The organism is Nocardia sp. NBC_00881, assembly GCF_045207455.1.
In the GTDB taxonomy this organism is placed as follows: Bacteria; Actinomycetota; Actinomycetes; order Mycobacteriales; family Mycobacteriaceae; genus Nocardia.
In genome coordinates this window covers 7,981,633-8,003,600 of record NZ_CP108798.1, presented here as the reverse complement: position 1 = coordinate 8,003,600, position 21,968 = coordinate 7,981,633, and the positions used below count along the sequence as shown (strand labels likewise).

Annotated in this window: 17 protein-coding genes and 3 pseudogenes; 10 read left to right on the top strand and 10 right to left on the bottom strand. The window is 65.0% G+C overall.

Annotated elements, in window-relative coordinates:
• Window positions 1–18 precede the first annotated feature (18 nt).
• Window positions 19–601: pseudogene (locus OH799_RS33995) on the top strand (transposase); the annotation flags it as partial.
• Window positions 602–742: 141 nt separating this feature from the next.
• On the opposite strand, the gene OH799_RS33990 reads toward OH799_RS33995, so the two are convergent.
• From OH799_RS33990 to OH799_RS33975, 4 genes are all read right to left on the bottom strand, one after another.
• Window positions 743–2,614 (bottom strand): ABC transporter ATP-binding protein/permease, encoded by a 1,872-nt coding sequence (locus OH799_RS33990; RefSeq protein WP_406272963.1) that lies wholly within the window; start codon window positions 2,612–2,614, stop codon window positions 743–745.
• A 504-nt stretch (window positions 2,615–3,118) separates the two neighbouring features.
• A complete protein-coding gene (locus OH799_RS33985) occupies window positions 3,119–3,631 on the bottom strand; it encodes a hypothetical protein (protein WP_406272960.1) in 513 nt (170 codons plus the stop codon).
• 164 nt (window positions 3,632–3,795) lie between these two features.
• A complete protein-coding gene (locus tag OH799_RS33980; RefSeq protein ID WP_406272957.1) occupies window positions 3,796–4,386 on the bottom strand; it encodes an isocitrate lyase/phosphoenolpyruvate mutase family protein in 591 nt (196 codons plus the stop codon).
• Entirely contained in the window at window positions 4,386–5,855 is a 1,470-nt protein-coding gene (locus tag OH799_RS33975; protein WP_406272954.1) for an MFS transporter, read from the bottom strand. Before OH799_RS33975 ends, OH799_RS33980 begins: the two co-directional genes overlap by 1 nt.
• A gap of 72 nt (window positions 5,856–5,927) precedes the next feature.
• Between OH799_RS33975 and OH799_RS33970 the strand changes: the two genes are divergently transcribed.
• Window positions 5,928–6,284, top strand: a complete 357-nt coding sequence (locus tag OH799_RS33970) for an STAS domain-containing protein (RefSeq protein WP_406272951.1) — start codon at window positions 5,928–5,930, stop codon at window positions 6,282–6,284.
• Between the two features lies 1 nt (window position 6,285).
• Here OH799_RS33970 and OH799_RS33965 read toward each other — a convergent pair whose 3' ends face one another.
• Window positions 6,286–7,245, bottom strand: a complete 960-nt coding sequence (locus OH799_RS33965; protein WP_406272948.1) for an RNA polymerase subunit sigma-70 — start codon at window positions 7,243–7,245, stop codon at window positions 6,286–6,288.
• Window positions 7,246–7,777: 532 nt separating this feature from the next.
• Between OH799_RS33965 and OH799_RS33960 the strand changes: the two are divergent.
• From OH799_RS33960 to OH799_RS33950, 3 genes and pseudogenes are all read left to right on the top strand, one after another.
• Window positions 7,778–8,628 (top strand): annotated as a pseudogene (locus OH799_RS33960) (bile acid:sodium symporter family protein); the annotation flags it as partial.
• A gap of 325 nt (window positions 8,629–8,953) precedes the next feature.
• On the top strand, window positions 8,954–9,616 hold the full coding sequence (locus tag OH799_RS33955; RefSeq protein ID WP_406272945.1) for a hypothetical protein: 663 nt from the start codon (window positions 8,954–8,956) through the stop codon (window positions 9,614–9,616).
• Complete coding sequence (locus OH799_RS33950) at window positions 9,616–11,055, top strand: FAD-binding oxidoreductase (RefSeq protein ID WP_406272942.1); 1,440 nt, start codon at window positions 9,616–9,618, stop codon at window positions 11,053–11,055. Before OH799_RS33955 ends, OH799_RS33950 begins: the two co-directional genes overlap by 1 nt.
• Before the next feature lie 77 nt (window positions 11,056–11,132).
• On the opposite strand, the gene OH799_RS33945 is transcribed toward OH799_RS33950, so the two are convergent.
• From OH799_RS33945 to OH799_RS33935, 3 genes and pseudogenes are all read right to left on the bottom strand, one after another.
• On the bottom strand, window positions 11,133–11,612 hold the full coding sequence (locus OH799_RS33945) for an SUKH-4 family immunity protein (protein ID WP_406272939.1): 480 nt from the start codon (window positions 11,610–11,612) through the stop codon (window positions 11,133–11,135).
• Between the two features lie 359 nt (window positions 11,613–11,971).
• Window positions 11,972–12,778 carry a collagen binding domain-containing protein gene (locus OH799_RS33940; protein WP_406282838.1) on the bottom strand — a complete coding sequence of 269 codons (807 nt, stop codon included), beginning with the start codon at window positions 12,776–12,778 and terminating at the stop codon, window positions 11,972–11,974.
• A 138-nt stretch (window positions 12,779–12,916) separates the two neighbouring features.
• Window positions 12,917–14,365: pseudogene (locus OH799_RS33935) on the bottom strand (MFS transporter); the annotation flags it as partial.
• A 71-nt stretch (window positions 14,366–14,436) separates the two neighbouring features.
• Between OH799_RS33935 and OH799_RS33930 the strand changes: the two are divergent.
• Both OH799_RS33930 and OH799_RS33925 read left to right on the top strand, forming a co-directional pair.
• On the top strand, window positions 14,437–14,919 hold the full coding sequence (locus OH799_RS33930; RefSeq protein WP_406272936.1) for a MarR family winged helix-turn-helix transcriptional regulator: 483 nt from the start codon (window positions 14,437–14,439) through the stop codon (window positions 14,917–14,919).
• Window positions 14,920–15,228: 309 nt separating this feature from the next.
• Window positions 15,229–17,433 carry an elongation factor G-like protein EF-G2 gene (locus tag OH799_RS33925; RefSeq protein WP_406272933.1) on the top strand — a complete coding sequence of 735 codons (2,205 nt, stop codon included), beginning with the start codon at window positions 15,229–15,231 and terminating at the stop codon, window positions 17,431–17,433.
• 81 nt (window positions 17,434–17,514) lie between these two features.
• Here the strand turns inward: OH799_RS33925 and OH799_RS33920 are convergent, their stop codons facing one another.
• The gene (locus tag OH799_RS33920) at window positions 17,515–18,081 is read right to left on the bottom strand and encodes a TetR family transcriptional regulator (RefSeq protein ID WP_406272930.1); all 567 of its coding nucleotides are present in this window, start codon (window positions 18,079–18,081) and stop codon (window positions 17,515–17,517) included.
• 95 nt (window positions 18,082–18,176) lie between these two features.
• On the opposite strand from OH799_RS33920, the gene OH799_RS33915 reads away from it, so the two are divergent.
• Complete coding sequence (locus OH799_RS33915) at window positions 18,177–19,064, top strand: oxidoreductase (protein WP_406272927.1); 888 nt, start codon at window positions 18,177–18,179, stop codon at window positions 19,062–19,064.
• A gap of 252 nt (window positions 19,065–19,316) precedes the next feature.
• On the opposite strand, the gene glnA is transcribed toward OH799_RS33915, so the two are convergent.
• Window positions 19,317–20,753: a type I glutamate--ammonia ligase gene (gene glnA, locus OH799_RS33910; RefSeq protein WP_406272924.1), complete on the bottom strand. Its 1,437-nt coding sequence runs from the start codon at window positions 20,751–20,753 to the stop codon at window positions 19,317–19,319.
• Window positions 20,754–21,005: 252 nt separating this feature from the next.
• Between glnA and OH799_RS33905 the strand changes: the two genes are divergently transcribed.
• Together OH799_RS33905 and OH799_RS33900 are read left to right on the top strand one after the other, a co-directional pair.
• On the top strand, window positions 21,006–21,461 hold the full coding sequence (locus OH799_RS33905) for an RDD family protein (RefSeq protein WP_406272921.1): 456 nt from the start codon (window positions 21,006–21,008) through the stop codon (window positions 21,459–21,461).
• A gap of 53 nt (window positions 21,462–21,514) precedes the next feature.
• Window positions 21,515–21,886 carry a YrdB family protein gene (locus tag OH799_RS33900; RefSeq protein ID WP_406272918.1) on the top strand — a complete coding sequence of 124 codons (372 nt, stop codon included), beginning with the start codon at window positions 21,515–21,517 and terminating at the stop codon, window positions 21,884–21,886.
• Window positions 21,887–21,968 lie beyond the last annotated feature (82 nt).

Below are 21,968 nucleotides of genomic sequence, written 5' to 3'. Positions count from 1 at the left end.
ACGTCGTCGATTACCGCACGAGTGGCGCACCCGGCAGTCCTCGAGATCCTCTCGCGCTGCGGCCGACCCGAAGGAATTTGAGCGGGCAGGCAGACGCAAGCTCACCACGATCGCGGCCGAACACGCTCCACGCATGGGCACGCGGCTGGGCGAGGAATTACTGGCCGCGCCGGACGCGCAGACCGTCACCGTTCCCGGCCCGGATGCTGCCGAGATCGTGCTGCCGTAGCTCGCCAGCTCACTGAAAGCGTTCTGCTGCAACGACAAAGCATTCCCGCCGATATCGAAGGGGATGCTTTATGATCACCCCCTCGCCCAGGTCCTGATGCCCGACATCGGAGCCAGGACCGGAGCCCGTATTCTGCTCGAGGTCGGCGACGGCTCGGCCTTCGCTTCAGCCGGCCACCTCACTTCCTACGCCGAAATCGCACGGCACCCCCACCGATCCGGCAGCTCCCTCCGCGGCGAACACCCCGCCCGATCCGGCAACCACAAACTCGAACGCACCCTGTTCCTGTCTTCGTTCGCCGCCCTGCACTACCCTGCCGGCCGCACCTACTACGACTGGAAGCGCGCTGAGGGCAAGAAACACGACGCCGCCGGCATCCCGCCACCCCACGCCCCGTAGTCGGTGGATCACCTACCGGGCCGATGGGCCCGCCGACACCACCGATATACGGGCCCAATTCGAGCGGGTCGTACAGGTCACCGTCGATGGCTATCGCGAGGAGAACGATCCCAGCTACATCTGGCAGATCGTCGACGGTGTCGCTGGTATGCCTTCCATCCGCCATGAACCGTTGCCGTCGAGTTCCAGCCGCTGTGTGTGGAATTGGTTGACGGTGCTTCGGTGAGCGACGCTGACCAGGATCGTGTTAGGTGCTTCGGTGCGGATCAGTCGGTAGAGCGAATATTCCAGACCTTCATCGACTGCCGAGGTTGCTTCGTCGAGGAAAACGAGTTCGGGTTCGAGAAGCAGGATACGGGCGAACGCAATTCGCTGCTGTTCACCGGGCGATAGGATCGTCGCCCAGTCGGTTTCCTCGTCGAGCCGATCCACCAGGTGCCCTAAGTGCACCTTGTCCAGCAATTCGCGTATCCGTTGTTCGGGAATGCTGGACGAATCCGCCGGATAGCAGACCGCGGCATGCAGATCGCCCAGAGGTAGGTACGGAAGTTGCGACGCGAACAGGCTGCCGTTACCGGGGGGTCGCCGGATCAGGCCGTCTCCGTACGGCCACATTTCCGCAAGCGTGCGCAGTAGTGTCGTCTTCCCACTCCCCGACCGGCCTTTCACCACCAGTGCATCGCCCGGACTCAGCCGCAGATTCAGATCATCGATCAGCACCTCGCCGTTCGGCCTACGCACATCGATTCCGACCAACTCCAACGCAGCATCGAGAGCGGCCGTATCGACTTTGGGCAGTCGACGCGACGCGTCGGAGGCCACCATCAGTCCGTCGAGCCGGATGAGCGATGCCCGGTACGCGGCGAACTGGTCGTAGGACTCACGGAAAAACGACAGCGAGGCATGGATCTCGCCGAAGGCGGTAGCCGACTGCTGAATACCGCCGAGGGTGATCGAACCCTGGAAGAATCTGGGCGCCTGCAGAATCCAAGGGAATACGACCGCCCCCTGATCGACACCCAGATTCCAGCCCTGGAATTTCAGCGAGCGATACACCACGCCCCAGTAGGTGGACAGAACGGTGGCAAACCGTCCCAGGATTCCACCACGCTCGGTTTCCTCACCCCGATAGAACGCGACGTTTTCGGAGTTGTCCCGTAGCCGCACCAAGATGTAGCGGAAGTTCGCGGTGGCGCGCTGATACAGGAAGTTGAGCCGGATCAACGGCCGCCCGATCCAGAATGCGATCGTCGTTGCCACCAGCACGTAGATCAGGACAAGAAAGACCATCGCCCGGGGCAACTCGGTGTGGACGATCGTGAGCGGACCCGACAGATCCCACAGGATCTGTGTGAACGACACCACTGAGACGACGGCGCTGACACCACCCATCGACAGCACCCTGGACTGCTGCACGAAGGTGGTGATGTCTTCTTGCACGCGCTGGTCCGGGTTGTCGATGGTGTGGTCGATGAACCGGCCCCGATAATGAGCACGCTCGTGCAGCCAATCGGTCGTCACCCGCTCGGTCAACCATCGCCGCCACCTGATGTCGAAGGCCTGCCCGATATAGAAGTCGACTAGCGAACGCACCATGTGCAGGGTCGCAAGGATCGCGAAAACGGTCATCGAATTCCAGAATTTGCGCTCGGCAGCGGCGAGGGTATGCGCATCACCCGAGGTGAACGCCTCGGCTGCCGCTTGAAGAGCCGAAAACATGTCGTTGCTCTGATATGACAACAACACCGTCATACGGACCGCAAGTACGGTGCTGAACAACATGGCAGCGACGAAAAGCATTGCGCGGAAGGCATCTCTACCTACGAAAAACGTTCCGACGAGCCGCCAGAACTGCCGACCCCATTTCGTCGACAAGAACACCGCGGCGGCGATCACAACGAAGACGACCGCCGTGATCGAGCAGGCGATGAGCAGCCATTTCAGGGTTTGCTGGAACTCAACGGCCCAATTCTTCGATGTTTCCATACGCTTCCTATCGAATTTCTATAGCGGGGTTCGCGGATCCGCTCCGCAGTGAGGGACCGTGGCGTCAGCGCACCACCGGGTCGGTCTCGAGCCATCACCGCACATACTTGGCAAGGACACGCGGGTACCGGCTCGATCGGATTGTCAGAAGCGTCGCCAAATCAGTTCGCCGACAATGCCGTCCAGGGCGACGGCACCGAGGTGCCGCCGATCCCGCCGAGCCACATGGCCGTCATGCCGCTGGCGCAACCGCTCGTCGTCGCCGTCTCGACATCACGGTGGTGTGCGCCTTCGGCTTGTCTCGTCGCAGCCTCAGCGACATAACAGGGTTCTTCGGCATCGGAGCGGTCCGGACTGTCGGGCTGATCCCATGTGACGAGGCGCCCATCGGCGTAGGTCTGCACCGTGGGGAGCTGGCATGGTCCTGAACGCGCAGGGTCCAGCAGTCGAAGCACAAAACGTCACCTAAACGTGCCGACACTCCCAAAAGGAGCAGGACACTCCTTATACCGGAGGCCCCCGCCTCGAAATGGCCGCGGGCAGCGGCACTTCCCGGCATCGGTGCAGACCAGATGGTGCGGGCACAGCCCCGTCGCCGATCACCGGTAGCGGTTCGAATCGGGCGAGCAGCGTCCGCACGACAGTCGAAGCGGCCGTGTATACATGTTCCGCCGCCACGATCAGCAGCGCACAAAGCAGTGTCGCCACTCCGTGCGCCACCAGCACCAGCCATCCCTCCCGCCCTACGCCCTCCACCTCTCGGTGCACATCCGCGGTGCCGGCAGCAGATAACGCGACGTGACCGAAGAGTTGCCCCAGCGCGAGCATCGAGAACAGTCGCACCCTTCCGCGACCGGTCCGTGACCCGGTCGCGGAACCGACCGCACCACTCACCACCAGCAGCAATGCCAAAGCAGCCGAGTGCGGCAGATCCCCCTCGAATCCATGTGCGGCGATGGCGAGCACACCGCATGTCACCCCGGCGAGACCGCCCCGAACCCGATCAGCCGACCGCATAAGACATCACCCCGTCGACACAGCCGCGCCACGGAATGACGAGCGGCCGGCACCAGGAAATAGCATCAGTCGACAACCTTCAACGCAACACGAGCCAAACGGGGCGAGGATCGGCACCACTATAGCCGCCTGGATCAGAGCCGGCCGCCGTTAGCACAACCAGCTCACTTCGGCAACTGCTGCCGTACCGTCTTGGCCGCGGCGCGCGCTTGATCCTCACGTTGCGGGAGGCTCGACGATGTCCCCTCTGGGCTGACGACCGCCGTGCTGAAAACGGTCATCGACGTACACGACGAGATCGAGCAGGCCTCGGACCGAGTCCAGAGCCACGCGAAGAACATCGCCGACGCCGCCCCCACGTACACCTCTGTGCCCGGTAGCAGCGCGGTGAGTGCGTCGGGACCGCGATGATCGGAGTCCTCGAGATTGCAGCCGACCGCGCCCGCCGCCAGCAGCCGGTCCACGAGTTCGGTGGCGTCGAGTCCGTAACCGTCGAGTAGATCGGCGGTCACCGGCACCTCGACCGCCGATGAAATCCGTCGCACCGCCGCGAACATCGGCTCGATCGGGGTGTCCGGGCCGTCGGGCAGACCGAGGGTCGCGGCGATGGCGGCGCTGGAGGTGCCCACGGCCCGTCCACCTGCGGCGACCACGCGTTCGGCGGTGGCGACGTCCCAAACGTTGGCCAAGATCAGTGGTTTACCCGGAATATGCAGGACCCGAAGCATATTCGCCGCAGCGGCCGGATCACTCATCACCGCACCGCCTCGGCGATCGACGCGGTCGCTGGCGCCGAGCGTTCGGCACGGCGGACCGCAGTGATCGCGATGGCGACCGCCACCAGGCTGAAACCCGCCGCGACGAGTGAGCCGCGCCGGAATCCCTCGGTCAGCGCCGACTCGTTCGGGACGGCGGAAAGGGAGCGGGCAGTCGCGATCGCCACCGCCGCGACGATCGCGGTGCCCAGCGCACCACCGATTTCGCGTGCCGTTTCGACCATGCCGCCGGCTAGGCCGCTGACCTGTTCGGGGATGCCGATGAATGCCGCGACTTGAATGGACACCAGTGACAGTCCGACGCCCATCCCGACAGCGAGGAATCCCGGGAACAGGTCAGGCCAGTACGCGGCATGCATCGGCACCCGCGCGAGCCAGATCAGCCCCGCCGCCGTGCCGGCCTGGGCGAGCACCAGCGTCCAGCCCGCCCCGAATCGGGTAAGCACGGTCGGCGCGATGCCCGCGGCGGCCACGACCGAGGTGGCGGCGATCGCAAGATATGCGACGCCGGTGCGCAGCGCCGAGTAGCCGAGCACCTGCTGCATCAGCAGCGATGCCTGGAAGATCGTGGCGAAGAAGGCCGCATAGACCAGTGCGGCAACGAGATTCGCGGCGTTCAGGGTCGGCCGCCGGAACATCGACAGCGGTACGAGCGGCGCGGTGGTGCGATACTCGATGACGACGAACGAGGCCACCGAGAGCAAGCCGATCGCGAGAAAGCCGAGAGTTGTCGCCGATGTCCACCCGTACTCGACGCTGCGGTTGATCGCGTACACGATGGCGGTCAATCCGGCGGTGACGGTCACCGCACCGGCGGCGTCGAACGGTCCACGGTGGATATTCCGGTCGGCGGGCACGTATTTCGCGATCAATGCCAGCATCACCGCGACGGTCGGGACGTTGAGGAAGAAGATCCACTGCCACCCAGGCCCGGCGGTCAGCGCACCGCTGACCACGACACCGAAGGATGCGGCGCTGCCGCCGGCCGCGCCGAACACACCCAGCGCCTTGTTGCGCGCGGCACCTTCCTGGAAGGTCGCGACGAGCACGGCCAGAGCGGCCGGCGCGGCGAGCGCGGCGCCGATGCCTTGGACCGCCCGCGACGCGACGAGCTGGGCGAACGACCCCGCGAGTCCGGCCGTGAGCGAGGCGCCCGCGAACAGCGTCAGGCCCAGCAGCAGCATCCGGCGCCGACCGAGCAGATCGCCGGCGCGCCCGCCGAGCAGCAGCAGGCCGCCGAGCAGCAGCACGTACGTGATGACGACCCATTGCAGATCGCTGGGTGCCAGGCCGAGATCGGCCTGAATGGCGGGCAGTGCGACGTTCACGATCGCGATATCGAGGGTGATGATGAACTGGGCCCCGCACATCAGTGCGAGGATCGCCGCGGGTTTCAGAGTTGCCGTTACCCGGGCTGCGCCCGGCGGGCGAAGAGTTTCGTTGACCATGCCACTCACAACCGGTCGTGTGCCGAAAACTCGTCGCGACGAGTTTTCGGTCCCGCCGCGGTCATGCAGGGTATGTGTGCTGATGACTGCGTGTGTCCCGACGGCAGCGCATTCCGCGGCGAGACCGACGAGTTCGACCCGCCGATCGTGATGCTCGCCGGTGCGGTGGACGCGGACGCCACCGCGGCCTGGTGCGCGCAGGTCCGTGCGCTGCTGCTCGGCGGGCACCGTTCGATTTGGTGTGACGTGCGCGGGCTTTCGGGTCGCGCCGCTGCTGCCGTCGAGGCGGTTGCACGAATTCAGCTGACCGCCAGGCGATCCGGTGGCCGAGTGCGGGTCTTGTGCGCCGATGATCGGCTGCTGGCTGTGTTCGAGCTGGCCGGCCTCACCGACCTGTGGTCCATCGCGGAGCACGGGCCGCCGCGATAGCTCAGTCCAGGGTGTCGGGCAGACCGAAGACGCGGAACAATTCGGGCTGCAGGAAGGTGTGCAACTGCACGATCTCACCGTTCGAGCATTCCAGCACCTGAATTCCGACCGCCCGGAGCCGTTCCTCGTGTTCCCGGTACACCGCCGCGGCTGGGCAGCCGTTCGCCTCGATCGGCACCAATCGCTTGCGACGGCACCCCCCGTCGGATTCAGTGAGCCAGCGGCGGAACTGCTCACGGCCGTGCAGCCAGAACGACACCGGCGGCATATCGATCACGGCGTCGTGGCGCAGCATCGAGACGACGGCGTCGATATCGAAGCGCTCGAAGGCGGCGACGAAACGCTCGAGCAGCCCGGTATCGATCGGCCCGCCCGCATCCGGGACAACGCTCGGATGGACCTGGACCAGGGTCGCCCGTGCCCTGCGCAGCGTGCTGTTGACCGCGTCGACGCTGGTGTCGAGGAGTTCGGCGACTTCGGCGGCCTTCCAGCACAGCACATCGCGCAGGATCAGAACGGCCCGCTGGCGAGGTAGCAGGTACTGCAGGGCCGCCACGAACGCCAGCCGCACCGATTCGCGCGAGACGGCCCGTTCGGAGGGGTCGTCACCGGCCGAGGCGCTCGGGAACGGTTGCACCCAGGTCGATTCGGGCAGCGCGGCGCCCATGCCGCTGCCCGGGTCGGCCGCGGCGCCCAAATCCATCGGCAGCGCCCGGCGCCGGCGATCGGTGGTCGCGTCGATGCAGACGTTCGTCGCGATCCGATACACCCACGGTCGCAGCCCCGCCGGATCGCCCAACCGAGCCGAGGACCGCCACGCCCGCATCATTGTCTCCTGCACGGCGTCCTCTGCTTCCAGCACGGATCCGAGCATGCGATAGCAGTAACCGAGAAGTGGCTGCCGCAGCCGCGCCAGCTCGTGCTCCAGCGACGACTCGGCGAGGGATGTGATCGTGTTCATGCGGTTGCTCCTCGAGGGTGGCCTGCCGGTGCGCTCACGCAGAACGCCTTCGACAGTAATGACCGCGCGGCCGCCCGGAACTCGTCGCGGCGGACAGTCGGATCGGTCACAGACAGCCGTTCCTCGACCATGCACGGTCGAGTCGACTCCGACCTCCGGCAGGTGCGTGCTCCGCGGGCTGACCCACCGCTCATCAAAAGTGCGCGTCAGCCGGTGAGGCCCGCTGGTGGCCAGGAAAGGCCCCGCCTGCGGCGTAGGGCTGTTCCCAGGCATACCGACCACACCACGTTCGACCCACAGTCGATGATCGGCGAGCGACCTCGACCGCGTCATCCCGCTCAACGGAATGATCGTGCCCGACCTCCTGCTCCAACGCGATACCGTTCCCGCGGCCGCTCCACGCGGGGGTCGGCCATACGACAGGAGAAGTTTCGATGGGCGTCCGCAGGCTCGATCACGCGGTGCTATTCGTATCGGAGCCGCAGCGCAACTAGATCTTCGGCAACGTGGGCTCAGGCAGAAGAGGAAGACCATGGATTCTCCGCTCGTATCGGCAGCGCTGCCCCTGGCTTTGGCCGTGATCATGTTCGGCTTGGGGCTTTCGCTCAGCGTCGATGACTTCACTCGCATCGCACGGAATCCGAGGACTGTCGCGATCGCGCTGGCTTGTCAGGTGCTCGTGCTGCCGGTAGTCGCGTTCGGCCTGGCCCTTCTCTTCGACCTGCCGCCAGCCCTCGCCGTCGGCATGATGCTGCTCGCGTCGTCACCGGGTGGGACGACGGCGAACCTGTTCAGTCACCTGTTCGGCGGCGATGTCGCACTCAATGTTTCTCTGACAGCAATCAATTCGATCATCGCGGTGGTTACGGTGCCCTTGGTGACGAACTTCGCCATCGATTACTTCGAGCCTGGAGAAGGCGCGAGCGGGTTGGGCATGCAGTTCGGCAAAGTCATTCAGGTGTTCGCGATCATGCTGGTTCCAGTTCTGATCGGCATGCTGGTGCGGCGGCTATCCACCGATTTTGCCGACCGGATGGATCGTCCAGTGCGTATCGGTTCGGTGCTCGCACTCCTACTGGTCGTGGCTGGAGCGATGTTCGGAGACGTCAGCGACCTGCCTGAGTACCTTCTCGACGTCGGAGCCTTACCTCTCTGTTCTGCCTGATCAGCCTGACCACTGGTTACTTGGTTCCGCGATGGCTCGGCATCGACGAGCGCCGAGCCATTGCCTGCTCCATGGAAATCGGCGTACACAACAGCGCAATCGCAATCACCATCGCGATCAGTGTCCTAGACAGCACCGAAATGGCTGTGCCCGCAGGAGTTTACGGCGTAGTGATGCTTCCGGTGGCCGCTACCGTCGGTTGGCTCATTACCCGACGGCATACCCCTCGCCAAGTCCGGCCGGCCTCGACTTCCGCCCGCCTGAGCGCTGGCCAACATGTTGTTGTGGGAGCCTCGCACGATATAGGCGTCAGAGTGGACGGTGTGACGAATCGAGTCTGAGAGCCTGGCCCAGGCGGCACTGCAGCGTCGGCCGCAGCTTCTGGGCAGCATTCGACCGTCCCCCCACTGGGAAATCAGGTATTTCAAAGTAGAAGTAGCATCCATGCGACGAAGCAACTCTTCGGCGTTCCTCGGCATTGTCGCGGAATGTCGTTTTGCCTCGAATGTAATACCGTAGCCCGATGAGGAAGGCGCACGACAGGTGATCCGAGAAGCATATCTGAACGAGCTCATCGACGGGATGTTCGGCGACAAGCGACCGGATGACATCGCGCCTTGTCCGTTCACCGATACGGAGATTGCCGAGCTCGAATCAAGTGACGAACTACTCGTCTATGTGCCTGCGGGGCTGTCGGCAAGCAAGTTGTGCGATCTGTTCGACATTCAGGCGAATATAAATTTCGATGTCGAAGCGAATATGATCCGCACCGTCATGGTGAGCGAATCACATTGGTTCGTCACCTCCGCCGCCAAGGTACCGGAACTGATCGGAAGCAGCGGAAAATACGCTAAGCGTGAATATGACGACGAGGGCCTCCACGGCCTCGATCTGCGGCGGTACTTGTGTTTCTGTGCCGCCTTCAAGGCTCGGAACGGCATTTTTCCGGATCAGACCTACTGGACCTTCCTGCTTTCCGGAAGTTACGACCGCAGTGGCATTTCGATCGTAGGTTTCGATGGCTGGGGCAATCTGTCACATCACGGCTGGATGCGGAATTTCGAGGCCAAGTTCTGCGGCTCGCGCTATGCGGTGTTGGCGCCGCGCATCGAACTCCTTCCACAGACCGTCGACCTGCCACGCGCCCGTAGGGGTGTGCACGGTAGACATGGCGGCGACGAGGCAGGGTTGGATCGGCGCCGGTGATGGCCAGTGCATTCGACGAGTGGCGAGCCCTGCTCGGTGAACGCGCCACCACGGACACTCAGCCGTATACCGCGAACCTGACAGAGTTTGCCAGTCGAGAGCTCGTTGCCGTGTTGCGGCCCGTTTCCCGCCAGGAAGTGCGGCAGGTCGTCACCGTCGCCGCGAGGTACCGGATTCCGCTGCACCCCATCAGCACCGGCCGCAACTGGGGGTTGGGTTCCAAGCTCCCTGTCCACGATGGTTGCGCGGTCGTAGACCTGAGCCTGATGAATCGAATACTCGAGATCAACGAGGAATTGCACTACGCGATTGTCGAACCCGGCGTGACGCAAGGCCAGCTCGCCGAGGCACTCACGCACCGCTCATGCATGCTGAATATCACCGGCTCGGGCGAGCAGACCAGCGTGGTGGGCAACGTGCTCGAACGTGGCGTGGGAATATTCGGGCAGCGCACAGCAGATCTCCGCGGCCTCGAAGCCGTGCTGGCGGACGCCGAATACGTGCGAACCGGCCATTGGGCCAACGACGACAACGACGCACCGGACTGGCATCACTACCCGCACGGTAGCGGACCGGATGTGACCGGACTATTCGTTCAGTCGGGGTTCGGCATCGTCACAGCCGCGGTCGTCTCCCTCTACCCGAGGCAGAATGTCGCACTGGCTCTGGTGCGTTCCACCCGAGGCGAGCTCGCGTCGCACGTGGATATCCTTGCGGAACTACGTCGATATCAACTGCTGCGCGACCGCATCGAGATCAATGGTGAAGACGACCCTCGGCTTGCTCGACTCGACCGGACAGCATCACCGAATACCTGGCTGAGCTGGGTCGCGTTATGGGGTGACGACGACATCATCGCGCTGCTCCAGAAGAAGCTGTCCACACACTTCGACGAGGTCGACTACTACACCACCGCCGACCCAGACCTTCCCGACGCCGCGCGAACGCGATTTCGGAAGCTGTCCGGCGAGCCCGGCAACGAGTACGTCGACGCAATGGCAGGCCGCTCCGTCGATATGTCATCGGATTTTGCCCTCGATGACAATCCAGAATTCCCGGGCTTCGTCTGCGCATTACCTGCCGTTCCTTTCGTCGGTCGGCATGTGAATACCGCCATCGCCATTGCGCGCGCGACCGATGCGAACACCGGAATCCGGTCATATCTGACGTTCAACAGTGTCAGCGCGCATTGTCTGGAAGGGTTCTTCCGGGTGCCGTTCGACCGCGCGGACGACATCGAGGTCGACGCCGCGCACCAGTGGGTCGCACTGGCGCAGGAGAGGTTGGTCGAAGCGGGATTCCGCCCGATGCGCACGGGAATCGACACCATGCACTACTCCAGCGGGCATCAGCGGATGGCGTTGTCGCTGAAGAAGGCGGTCGACCCGTACGGGCTGATCTCGCCCGGGCGGTACCTGCCACTAGACGAACAGACATGATCTCGAGCGCGCGGCAGATGACCATCGAGTGCCGCGAGATGCTCCCACGCCGGGGCGAGCGGTTGTCGTGACCGAGGTCACGGAGCAAGTCCATAGCTCATTTGCTCCACGATCAGCGACCACCAGCAGTCATCATGGCCGAGGGCCTTCTCGTCACATGTAGCGACCCGCTGTCTGAATCCCGGATAGGCCCGCGGCTCGTACAGACCGAGAAGGAGGACGAACTCCCACAGGTGAGAGTTCACGAAGCGGGGCTCGTCTTCCGACTCCGTGACGGACCAGAGTTCGTCCGTGCCGGCACGCAGTGCTAGAAGAGTGCCGTCGTCGTCACCCACCAGCAGGTACCGGATGTCGCGCAACCATATCGGCTGCAGCAGTCGCTCGTCTCGGTAGAAACTGACAAGGAGGGGGCATTCACGCGGAAATCCGACGCGCACCAGGAACTCTCGGGTCCGTTCCGTCACGGGCGCGTCAGTGAGCCGCTCAGGCTCGATCGGCACCAGCTGGTCGGGCCCCCACGCCACGCACAGTTCTTCCCAGCCTTCGTCCGATGACATACTTTCTCCTCGATGCCGGTTCCCGGACTGAACTTTGCGAGAAGCACCGTACCGCGCACCAGTCGGGACCGACCTTCGATGTGCAGGCCTCGCCACTACCCCGTCCGCCGCCTACATCCACGCCTGGCCGTACTGGCAAGACGCACTGCACGATTCCTGGCCGGTCCTCCGCTCTGGGCTAGGCGTATAAAAGCGTGACATGGGCACGGGCCAAGCGAACCCTGGCTCGCCGAAAGAATGGATGACACAGTCGGGCTCGAGCGGCACCCGCCCCAGTCCCCTGGGGGCGCGCACTGTGGTGGTCCCGATGCCTGCCACAGCCGATCCGGCTCCGACGGACTTACATTCGGTCAACCCGCTCACGCGTGGTCCTCGGGCCCGTAACCGAGGCGCACATCGTGGGCGACCTCCCCACCGGACACGGTGACCTGACTGGTCACCGGCGGGTAGCCGCGGGCGACGATCGTGTACTGCCCCTCGGGCAGATCGGTTACCACGTAGCGGCCGTCCTCATCGGTACGTGCCGTGGCGGTCAACTCACCTGCCGCGTCGAGCACCGTGATCTGGATATCGGCCACCGCGCGGCCGCTGTCAGCCCACGCCGATCCAGCGACGACACCCATCGCGGCCAACTCGATGTCGTGGCGCAGCAGGCCAGTGTCGGGCACCGTCAAAGTGGTCGCGTGCGGGCGCCTATGCGCGGCGACAGCCACCAGCGTGTAAGTGCCCGAGACCACATCGTGGCACACGTAGGAGCCGTCACCACCCGAGACAGCCGCCCCGACGACCTCACCACGCAGATCGGTCAACGTGATCGTCGCGCCCGCCAGCGGTTCACCACGACCGGCGCTGCGGACCACACCCGACAACTCACCCGACCCGGTCAAGGTCACGTCCAGCTGCTGCGACCGGCGACCGAGCGCCACATTGACCGCCGCGGGCTGATGCCCCGTCGCCGACACGATCAACACATAACCCCCCACCACCGGTGCGCTGATCACATAACCGCCATCGACAGCCCCCGTCGCCCGCGCGACCTGATGACCACGCTGGTCGATCAACGTCAACGCCGCACCCGGCACCGCACGACGGTCCTCACGACGGATACGACCACCCAGCGACCCACCATCGAAATCGGCCCCGGACAACTCCGCGGTCGGCAGCACAGACTCCGACGCAGCACCCACCCGGTACCCACCATGACCATTCCGATCAACCGACGCATGCCGACCAACCACCCCGGCAAGCACCGGCACCGGCACCGGCACCGGCACCGGCGCGGTCTCGGGCTCGGGCTCGGGCTCAGGCTGGGGCAAGACCTGCGCTTTCGACTTCCCCATCGGGATGCAGGCCGTTAGCACGATCGCTGCCATGGCCCCCGCCATGGCGATGAAAAAGGTGGTGTGGAACCCGTCCCGGGACGGGAATACGTGCGTGCCGAGCGATATCGTCATGTGTGCCAGCACCACACTCATCACGGCCGACGAGGTCGAAGTGCCGATCGAGCGCATCAGCGAGTTCAGGCCATTGGCCGCGGCGGTCTCGGTGATCGGTACCGCGCCCATGATCAGCGCGGGCATCGCCGCGTACGCCAGCCCGACGCCCCCCGCCACGATCACCCCCGCGAGCATGATCTCCCAGACGCTGTTCATCAGCATCACCGCGCACAGATAGCCGGCGGCGATCACCGCGGAGCCGAGCGCGAGGGTTACCTTCGGGCCTCGGCTCGCCGACAGTCGCGCAGACACCGGCGAGAGCAGCATCATCACGAAGCCTGTCGGCGCCAGCGCCAATCCGGCGCTGACCATCGACAGCCCGAAGCCGTACCCGGTCCGCTCCGGCGCCATCAGCAGCTGCGGAAAGGTCAGCGACATGCCGTAGAGCGAGAACCCCACGGCAACCGAGGCCACGTTGGTGAACAGCACTCGGGGCCGCGCCGAGACCCGCAGGTCCACCAGTGGTGAGCGCTGCCGCAGTTCGAAGAACCCCCAGCCGAGGAATACCACCGCCGACACCGCGAAAAGGATCAGGATCCGCGCGCTGGCCCAGCCCCAGTCCGCGCCTTTGGTGATCGCGATGAGCAACGCGAGCAGCGCCACCGACAAGCCGACCGCACCACCGAAGTCGAACCGCGCGGGCGTGCGTACCAGCGATTCCGGCACAAACACGAAAACCAGTACTGCGCAGAGGACGCCGAGACCGGCCGAGGTCCAGAACAGCACGTGCCAGTCCGCGTTCTGCGCGATCGCCGCCGCGACCGGCAGACCGATCGCACCACCGACACCCAGCGTCGCGCTCATGATCGCCATCGCCGAACCCACACGCTCGGCGGGCAATTCGTCGCGCATGATGCTGATCCCCAACGGGATCGCGCCGACCGCCAAACCCTGCAACGAGCGACCGACGATCTCGGGCACCAGCGCCGAGAACGACGCACAGAACACCGAACCGACAATCAACAACACCAGATTCGCGAACAGAATCCGACGCTTGCCGAACATGTCGCCGAGACGGCCACTGATCGGAGTCGACACCGCACCGGCCAGCAGCGTAGCCGTCACGACCCAGGACGCATTGGACGCCGAAGTGCTCAACAGTGTGGGCAGCGACGGGATGATCGGAATGACCAGGGTCTGCATGAGCGAGACCACCACACCGACCACGCCGAGTGTCGCAATGAGGAAAGCCGGCGTGGGACGGCGCCGGTCGTCGGAACCAGAGACGGTCGAAGACACGTCGACAGCAACAGTCACATATGTACGATACATATGACGTGCATCATGCACAATTTGGTACAAAACCACACGCTCGACATAGGTGAACCATGTCCGAATCCGGTAGCGCGGAGCACGCAGCCCTCAACCGGCTGGTCTTCGAGTTGACCCTGCTCTCGCGGCACGTCTCCGCATCAGTGTTGCGGCGCACTGGATTTCAGCTCGACCGTTCGGCGTATTCAATACTGACCCGTCTGGAGATCGACCCATCGCTCAACCTGCGCGAGCTCGCCGAATCCTTCGGGCTCGACATCTCCACCATCAACCGGCAGGTGGCCGCGATGCTCGAGCGTGGACTCGTGCGGCGCGTGCCGGATCCGTACGGCGGAATCGCGCGCAAACTCCGGGCCAGCGACACGGGGCTCGCGCTGCTCGCCGCCGATCGCGAGCAGCGCCGCGGTGAAATCGGCGCCGTGGTCGCCGACTGGTCCGGCGCGGACATCGCTCAGATGATCAGACTCGTCGCGCGGTTCAACGAATCGGTCGAGCGGATCGAGGACAATCAGTCGCCGCGTCCGCCGGCCGCCCATTAGGCGCTCCTACCCTGGGGCACTTCGGACGACCTCGCCCGCCACATGTGCCGCTGCCAAGGGAGCGGGCGTTGGGTCGGGCGAGCACCTCCCTCGCCGGTCCGAAGGGCGGCGTTCGACGATCGTCTCCTTCGTCATCCGGGATGGTTCCTGACGCATCGACACCTCGGGGCCCGCGACAACCTCGCCGACAAGACCTCGACAGCCTGCGTCCGACGATCTTCCTCGATCTGATCTGCCGATCCGTGGACGAGAGGTGACCGCCGGTGGGAAGGTGGAGATACCTCAGGTGCCGGCAAGGGAGCGGGACACATGGTGGACAAGACGAACGGATCTGCCGCGGGCAACAGTAGGGGGCCGGTGGCGGACCGGCCGGAGCAAATCCGGAATGTAGTGCTCGTCGGCCACGGCGGCTCGGGAAAGACCACGCTCGTGGAGGCTATGGCACTCACCGCGCGGGCCGTGAACCGGGCCGGGCGGGTTGAGGACGGCACCTCGCTCTCGGATTACGACGAGATCGAGCATCGGCAGCACCGGTCGGTGCAGTTGTCGGTGGTGCCGGTGGCGTGGGCGGGGATGAAGATCAACCTCTTGGACACGCCCGGATATGCCGACTTCGTGGGTGAGCTACGGGCGGGGCTGCGCGCGGCCGACGCGGCGCTGTTCGTCATCTCCGCGGCCGAGGGTGCGGAGGGCCTCGCGGGCGCGACCAGAGCGCTATGGGAAGAGTGCGCAGCGGTCGGTATGCCGCGTGCCATCGTGATCACACACCTGGATACCGCGCGGGACGAGTTCGACGAGATGACCGAGGCCTGCCGGGCAGTGCTCGGCGGCGGGTCGTCGGAAACCATTCTGCCACTGCATCTTCCGGTGTACGGACCGAAGAGCCCGGACGGCCACCGTCCGGTCACCGGAATGGTGGAACTGCTACCGAACTGCGTCGGCGACTATTCCTCCGGCGAAGAAGTCCAGGGCGAACCCGCCCCCGCGCAACTTCCGGAAATGGCGGAAGCACGCAATCGGCTCATCGAGGGCATCATCGCGGAAAGCGAAGACGAATCCTTGATGGAACGCTACCTCGAGGGCGAGGAGATAAGCCTCGAAACGCTGGTCACCGACCTGGAGCGGGCCATCGCGCGGGGCAGCTTCCATCCGGTCCTGTTCGCCGCTCCCGCCCCGGAAGGCGCCAAACAGGGACTCGGTACGGTGGAACTGCTCGATCTCATCACCGGAGGCTTCCCGACGCCCGCCGAGCACGAGGTCTCGGCCGTCACCGCCACCAACGGCGCGAGCCCGCACCGGCTTGCCTGCGACCCGGACGGCGAACTCGCGGCGGAGGTGATCCGCACCGCCTCCGATCCCTATGTCGGCCGGGTCTCCCTGGTGCGCGTCTTCTCCGGAACGCTGCACGCCGACGACACAGTGCACGTCTGCGGCCACGGCCTCGAAGTCCGCGGCCACGAGAGTCATGACGTGGACGAGCGGATCGGCGCGATCTCCTCCCCCTTCGGCAAACAGCAACGTCCGCTCGGTCAGGCCATCGCGGGCGACATCGTCTACGTCACCAAGCTCAGCCGCGCCGAAACCGGCGACACCCTGTCAGCCACCGGCACTCCCCTGCTCATCGAGCCGTGGCCGATGCCGGATCCGTTGCTGCCCATAGCTATTCGTGCACGCAGCAAGGCCGACGAAGACAAGCTGTCGCAGAGCCTGTCTCGCTTGGCGGCCGAAGACCCAGCCGTACGGCTCGAACACAACAGCCACACCGGCCAGCTGGTCCTGTGGTGCCTCGGCGAGGCGCATCGCGACGTCGCCTTGGAGCGCTTGCGGACTCGGTTCGGCGTGCAGGTCGACGTGATCGAGCACCGGGTCGCGCTGCGAGAGACGTTCGCGGGCAAGGCAACTGGGCGTGGCAGGCATGTCAAACAGTCTGGAGGACACGGGCAGTACGCCGTGTGCGAGATCGAGGTCGAGCCGCTACCCGGTGGTTCCGGGATCGAGTTCGTGGACAAGGTGGTCGGCGGAGTCGTTCCGCGGCAGTTCATTCCGTCGGTGGAGAAGGGTGTCCGCGCGCAGGCCGCGCGGGGTGTGGCGGCGGGACATCCACTGGTCGATGTGCGGGTCACGTTGTACGACGGCAAAGCTCACTCGGTCGATTCCTCCGACGCCGCGTTCCAGACCGCGGGTGCGCTCGCCCTGCGGGAAGCAGCCGCCGCGGCGGGGATCGCTCTCCTGGAGCCGCTCGCCGAGGTCTGGGTCATCGTCGCCGACGAGTACGTCGGGCCCGTCTTGAGCGACTTGTCCGGTCGGCGCGGCCGGGTTCTCGGCACCGAACCGCACAGCACCGGACGGACTCGAATCCACGCCGAGGTGCCGGAACTCGAACTCAGCCGCTACGCGATCGATCTGCGGTCTCTTTCGCACGGGAGCGGCGATTTCTCGCGGACCTATGTGCGGCACGAACCGATGCCCGATCACTTGGCGGCCGCGGTGCGCGGGGAAAAAGCCCGCGCCTGACCCACCGGCCGCCTGCACCACCCCATTCCGCCCAGCGCGGTCGTCGTCACTGATGTTCGAGGCGCAGGCCGGAGAGCCATGTCATGCCTCTCGACCCGGCGCGAGCGCGCGTCGGGCCAGCGCCAACCAACGTTCTGCATTCTTCGCCATACCGCCGTCAGGCGACGTGTCGAGCAGCAGGATCACATCCTCGACCGTCACATCCGAGTACAGCGCCCGATCCTTGTGGGCGGCTGCGATCAACGTCGCCACCGCATGTCGGCCATTCGCCCGGACCTCATGCAGCGAATCCTCGGCGAGATCGGTGACCGCATAGCGCAGCAATCGCTCCTGACGCATGTCGATCACTACTCGGCGCAGCAGTTCGACGAGTTCGTCGAATGCGACAGAAGTCCCTGACCGCACCCTGGCGAGCGCCCCGTCGAGGTATTCGGTGATCACCGTGGACAACTCGATCACGATTGCTTCGACCAGGTCTTTCTTGGCCGGAAAGTGACGGTACAGGGTGCCGACCGCCACACCCGCCGCGGCGGCGATGTCGTCCATGCCGATGGCCGGGCCGCGGGCGAGGATCAGGGCGCGCGCTGCGGCGAGGATTGCTTCACGGTTACGTTGGGCGTCGGCTCGGCGTCTGGGTTGTCCGGTCATGTCGGGGTCAGCCTATCGCTCGGAAAAACTTGCACAGAACATGGACTACTGGTTCACTTTAATGATGAACGTGTCGTTCATGTTAGGAGTGAAACGTGAGCAAGTGGACCGAGAACGATATCCCCGATCAGAGCGGCCGGGTCGCGGTGATTACCGGGGCCAACACCGGTATCGGGTTCGAGACTGCGCGCGCGTTAGCCGCGCGGGGCGCGACGGTGTTATTGGCCTGCCGGAACCTCGATAGAGCCCAGGCGGCGGCGAAGCGGATCGCCGAATCGGCCGGAGCAGGCGTTGCCGAAACGGTGCAGCTCGATCTGAACTCGCTGGCCTCGGTCCGCAAGTCGGCCGACGAGATTCGTGGCCGGTACGACCGGATCGACCTTCTGATCAACAACGCGGGCGTAACCGGCCTGTCCGGCCACACCGAAGACGGCTTCGAGATCCAGTTCGGCATAAACCATCTCGGTCATTTCGCCTTCACCGGACTTTTGCTCGACCGGCTCGCCGATGTTCCGGGCGCCCGCGTCGTCACGGTCAGCAGCATCGGCCATCGGTTCGGACGGATCGATGCCGGTGATCCGACTGCGGCTCGCGGAAACGCCTACGGCAAGTCGAAACTCGCGAATCTACTGTTCACTTACGAACTCGATCGCCGCTTGTCCGGGACCGCCGCGATCGCCCTTGCGGCCCATCCTGGTGGCGCGAGTACCGAAGTCTTTCGCTACTCCCCCGCACTGTTCCGTCTGCCGAACTCGGTGGTGGCCCGTCTATTCGGGCGCACACCCGCTATGGGCGCGCTCCCCACCTTGCGCGCTGCCACCGACCCCACCGCAATGGGCAGCGAATACTACGGTCCGGCAGGCATTTTCGAAATCCAGGGTTACCCCGCCACAGTGCAATCCAGCAGCCGTGCACGCGACCCCGAACGGCAAGCCGAACTCTGGATTGCGTCCGAGCGACTAACTGGCGTGCACTACAACTGACCGGCACGGCACCTGACTGCGATGCCGAGCGAACGCGCCCGACCCTGCGGTCAGGAAAACCCACATCCGCGACCATCTCGACACGATCGCCGCCGAACCAACACCCCATGCGAAACGCTCGGCTGGGGAAACCCCAGCCGAGCGCTTCGCCGACCTAGTGACCACTAGCAACTAGCAGCCGTGTTGCGACGCCCCTGTAATTCACCCACCGCGGAATGGACCGTGCACCGTATCCAGTTGCGGTCCTACGACTTACACGTCGAAGTACAGCTCGAACTCGTACGGGTGCGGACGCAGGTTCACCGGCGCGATTTCGCCTTCGCGCTTGAGGGTGATCCAGGTTTCGATCAAGTCCTCGGTGAAGACGTTGCCCTCGGTGAGGTAGTCGTGGTCCTGCTCGAGGCGGTCGATGACCGAGGCCAGGCTGGTGGGAGCCTGCGGGATGTTCTTGGCCTCCTCCGGCGGGAGCTCGTAAAGGTCCTTGTCGACCGGGGCCATCGGCTCGATCTTCTTCTTGATGCCGTCCAAACCGGCCATCAGCATGGCGGTGAAGGCCAGGTACGGGTTGCCCGAGGAGTCCGGCGCGCGGAACTCGATGCGCTTGGCCTTCGGGTTGTTCCCGGTGACCGGGATGCGGACGGCGGCCGAGCGGTTGCGCTGTGAATACACCAGGTTGATCGGGGCCTCATAGCCCGGGACCAAGCGGTGGTAGGAGTTCACGGTCGGGTTCGTGAAGGCCAGCAGCGACGGCGCATGGTGCAGGATGCCACCGATGTAGTGACGTGCGATATCCGACAGCCCGCCGTAGCCGGACTCGTCGTGGAACAGCGGCTTGCCGTCCTTCCACAGCGACTGGTGCACGTGCATACCTGAGCCGTTGTCCCCGAAGAGCGGCTTCGGCATGAAGGTGACGGTCTTGCCCTCGGCCCACGCGGTGTTCTTGACGATGTACTTGAACAGCTGCAGGTCGTCGGCCGCGTGCAACAGGGTATTGAACCGGTAGTTGATCTCGGCTTGACCGGCGGTGCCGACCTCGTGGTGGCCGCGCTCCAGCTCGAAGCCGGAGTTCTGCAGGTTGGTCGAAATCTTGTCGCGCAGGTCGACGTAGTGGTCGTACGGGGCGACCGGGAAGTAACCGCCCTTGTTGCGGACCTTGTAGCCGCGGTTCGGGGTGCCGTCCGGGTTGAACTTCGCGCCGGTGTTCCAGGAGCCGGAGATCGATTCGATCTCGTAGAAGGCGCCGTTCATGGCCGAGTCGTAGCGGATCGAGTCGAAGATGTAGAACTCCGCCTCGGGACCGAAGTACGCGGTGTCGGCGATGCCGGTCGAACGCAGGTACTCCTCCGCCTTGCGCGCGATATTGCGCGGGTCGCGGCTGTAGGCCTCCCGCGTGAACGGGTCGTGCACGAAGAAGTTGAGGTTCAGCGTCTTGGCGGCACGGAACGGGTCGACACGCGCGGTACTGAAGTCGGGCAGCAGCAGCATGTCCGACTCGTCGATCGACTGGAACCCACGGACAGAGGAGCCGTCGAACGCCAGCCCTTCCTCAGCGAGGTCGGTGGTAAAGGCCTTCCCCGGGATCGAGAAGTGCTGCTGCACACCGGGAAGGTCGCTGAACCGGATGTCGACGTACTCGATTTCCTCGTCCGCGATGTATTTGATGACCTCGTCGGCCGTGCTGAACGTCACTTGTTCTCCTTACGGATCGGTTCCCAGCCAGTGTCGATTGCATGGGTTCGTCGCGACCAGACGCTATGGATGCCGTGTTTCCCTGCAGTCAAGGCTGTGTTTCGCCAGTGTTACGCGTGCGCCTGGCCGAGTGGCGATGGCCACCCTGGCTCGAACTGCATGGTAGTCCTGCCATCGGCCGAGGTACGCGGCGACCTGAACTCCATTTATGCGGTGCCGGGCGGCCGGTCGGGCCCGCCTATTCTGGAGTGCATGGCACGCATCACCGGATCCTGGCTCTCCGGACCTTCGGCTGACTCCGGAGATCCGGCAACCCCCGAGTTCCCCGGTGAACATCTCGGCCTGCCGAAGACCGGAGCGGGCTCGCTGGCGGGCATGGGCCGCCGTATCGCCGCCCTGTTCGTGGACTGGTTGATCGCGCTCGGCATCGCGGCGCTGGTCGTGCGCGGCGGCTCGGCGTCGAGCCTGACGCTGCTGATCTGGTTTGTGATCGGCGTCGGCGCGGTCACGCTGTTCGGATTCACGCCAGGGCAGTACTTCCTGCGGCTGCGGACGGTCCGCATCGACGCGCCGGCGCGAGTCGGCTTCGTGCGCGCGCTGGCCAGGCAGCTGCTGCTGATTTTCGTGGTGCCCGCGTTGTTCACCGACGCCGACGGGCGTGGGATGCACGATCGCGCCACCGGCACAGCGCTGGTGCACTCGCGCTGAGCCGCCCAGCATCGGATCTGCCCGCCGCCGGGTAACGCCGATAGGCTGCGCCGGTGTCCTTGAATCCGGTGATGCTCGCTGCCCGCTTCCTGCTCGAGCTCGTTGCTGTGGCTTCTTTCGGCGTCTTCGGCTGGCGCGCGTTCGATGGGCCGTGGAAGTTTCTGCTGGTGGTGGCGCTACCAGTCGTCGCGGCAGTCGTGTGGGGGATATTCGCAGTGCCCGGCGATCCGAGCCGTGACGGCCAGCCGAAGGTGGCCGTGTCCGGCTCGACGCGCCTGGTGATCGAGCTGACGGTGCTCGGCGGCGGGGCGCTCGCACTGCAGTCGGCTGGTCTGCCGAGCTGGGGTGTGGCGTTCGCGGTGCTGGTGATCGTGTATCACGCGCTCGCCTACGACCGTGTCGTCTGGCTGCTCGGCCGCGATTGAGGCCGCGGGCGCACACCTTTGGGTAGAGAGCATGAAGCAAAGAGTCCGTGTCGCAGGGACACGGGGCTCCCTGGGAGTCGGG

Excerpts from the sequence above, each read along its gene's own strand:
- OH799_RS33990 (WP_406272963.1), bottom strand. The coding sequence starts at position 2,614 with ATGGAAACATCGAAGAATTGGGCCGTTGAGTTCCAGCAAACCCTGAAA.
- OH799_RS33985 (WP_406272960.1), bottom strand. The coding sequence starts at position 3,631 with ATGCGGTCGGCTGATCGGGTTCGGGGCGGTCTCGCCGGGGTGACATGC.
- OH799_RS33980 (WP_406272957.1), bottom strand. The coding sequence starts at position 4,386 with ATGAGTGATCCGGCCGCTGCGGCGAATATGCTTCGGGTCCTGCATATT.
- OH799_RS33975 (WP_406272954.1), bottom strand. The coding sequence starts at position 5,855 with ATGGTCAACGAAACTCTTCGCCCGCCGGGCGCAGCCCGGGTAACGGCA.
- OH799_RS33970 (WP_406272951.1), top strand. The coding sequence starts at position 5,928 with ATGTGTGCTGATGACTGCGTGTGTCCCGACGGCAGCGCATTCCGCGGC.
- OH799_RS33965 (WP_406272948.1), bottom strand. The coding sequence starts at position 7,245 with ATGAACACGATCACATCCCTCGCCGAGTCGTCGCTGGAGCACGAGCTG.
- OH799_RS33950 (WP_406272942.1), top strand. The coding sequence starts at position 9,616 with ATGGCCAGTGCATTCGACGAGTGGCGAGCCCTGCTCGGTGAACGCGCC.
- OH799_RS33945 (WP_406272939.1), bottom strand. The coding sequence starts at position 11,612 with ATGTCATCGGACGAAGGCTGGGAAGAACTGTGCGTGGCGTGGGGGCCC.
- OH799_RS33930 (WP_406272936.1), top strand. The coding sequence starts at position 14,437 with ATGTCCGAATCCGGTAGCGCGGAGCACGCAGCCCTCAACCGGCTGGTC.
- OH799_RS33925 (WP_406272933.1), top strand. The coding sequence starts at position 15,229 with ATGGTGGACAAGACGAACGGATCTGCCGCGGGCAACAGTAGGGGGCCG.
- OH799_RS33920 (WP_406272930.1), bottom strand. The coding sequence starts at position 18,081 with ATGACCGGACAACCCAGACGCCGAGCCGACGCCCAACGTAACCGTGAA.
- OH799_RS33905 (WP_406272921.1), top strand. The coding sequence starts at position 21,006 with ATGGCACGCATCACCGGATCCTGGCTCTCCGGACCTTCGGCTGACTCC.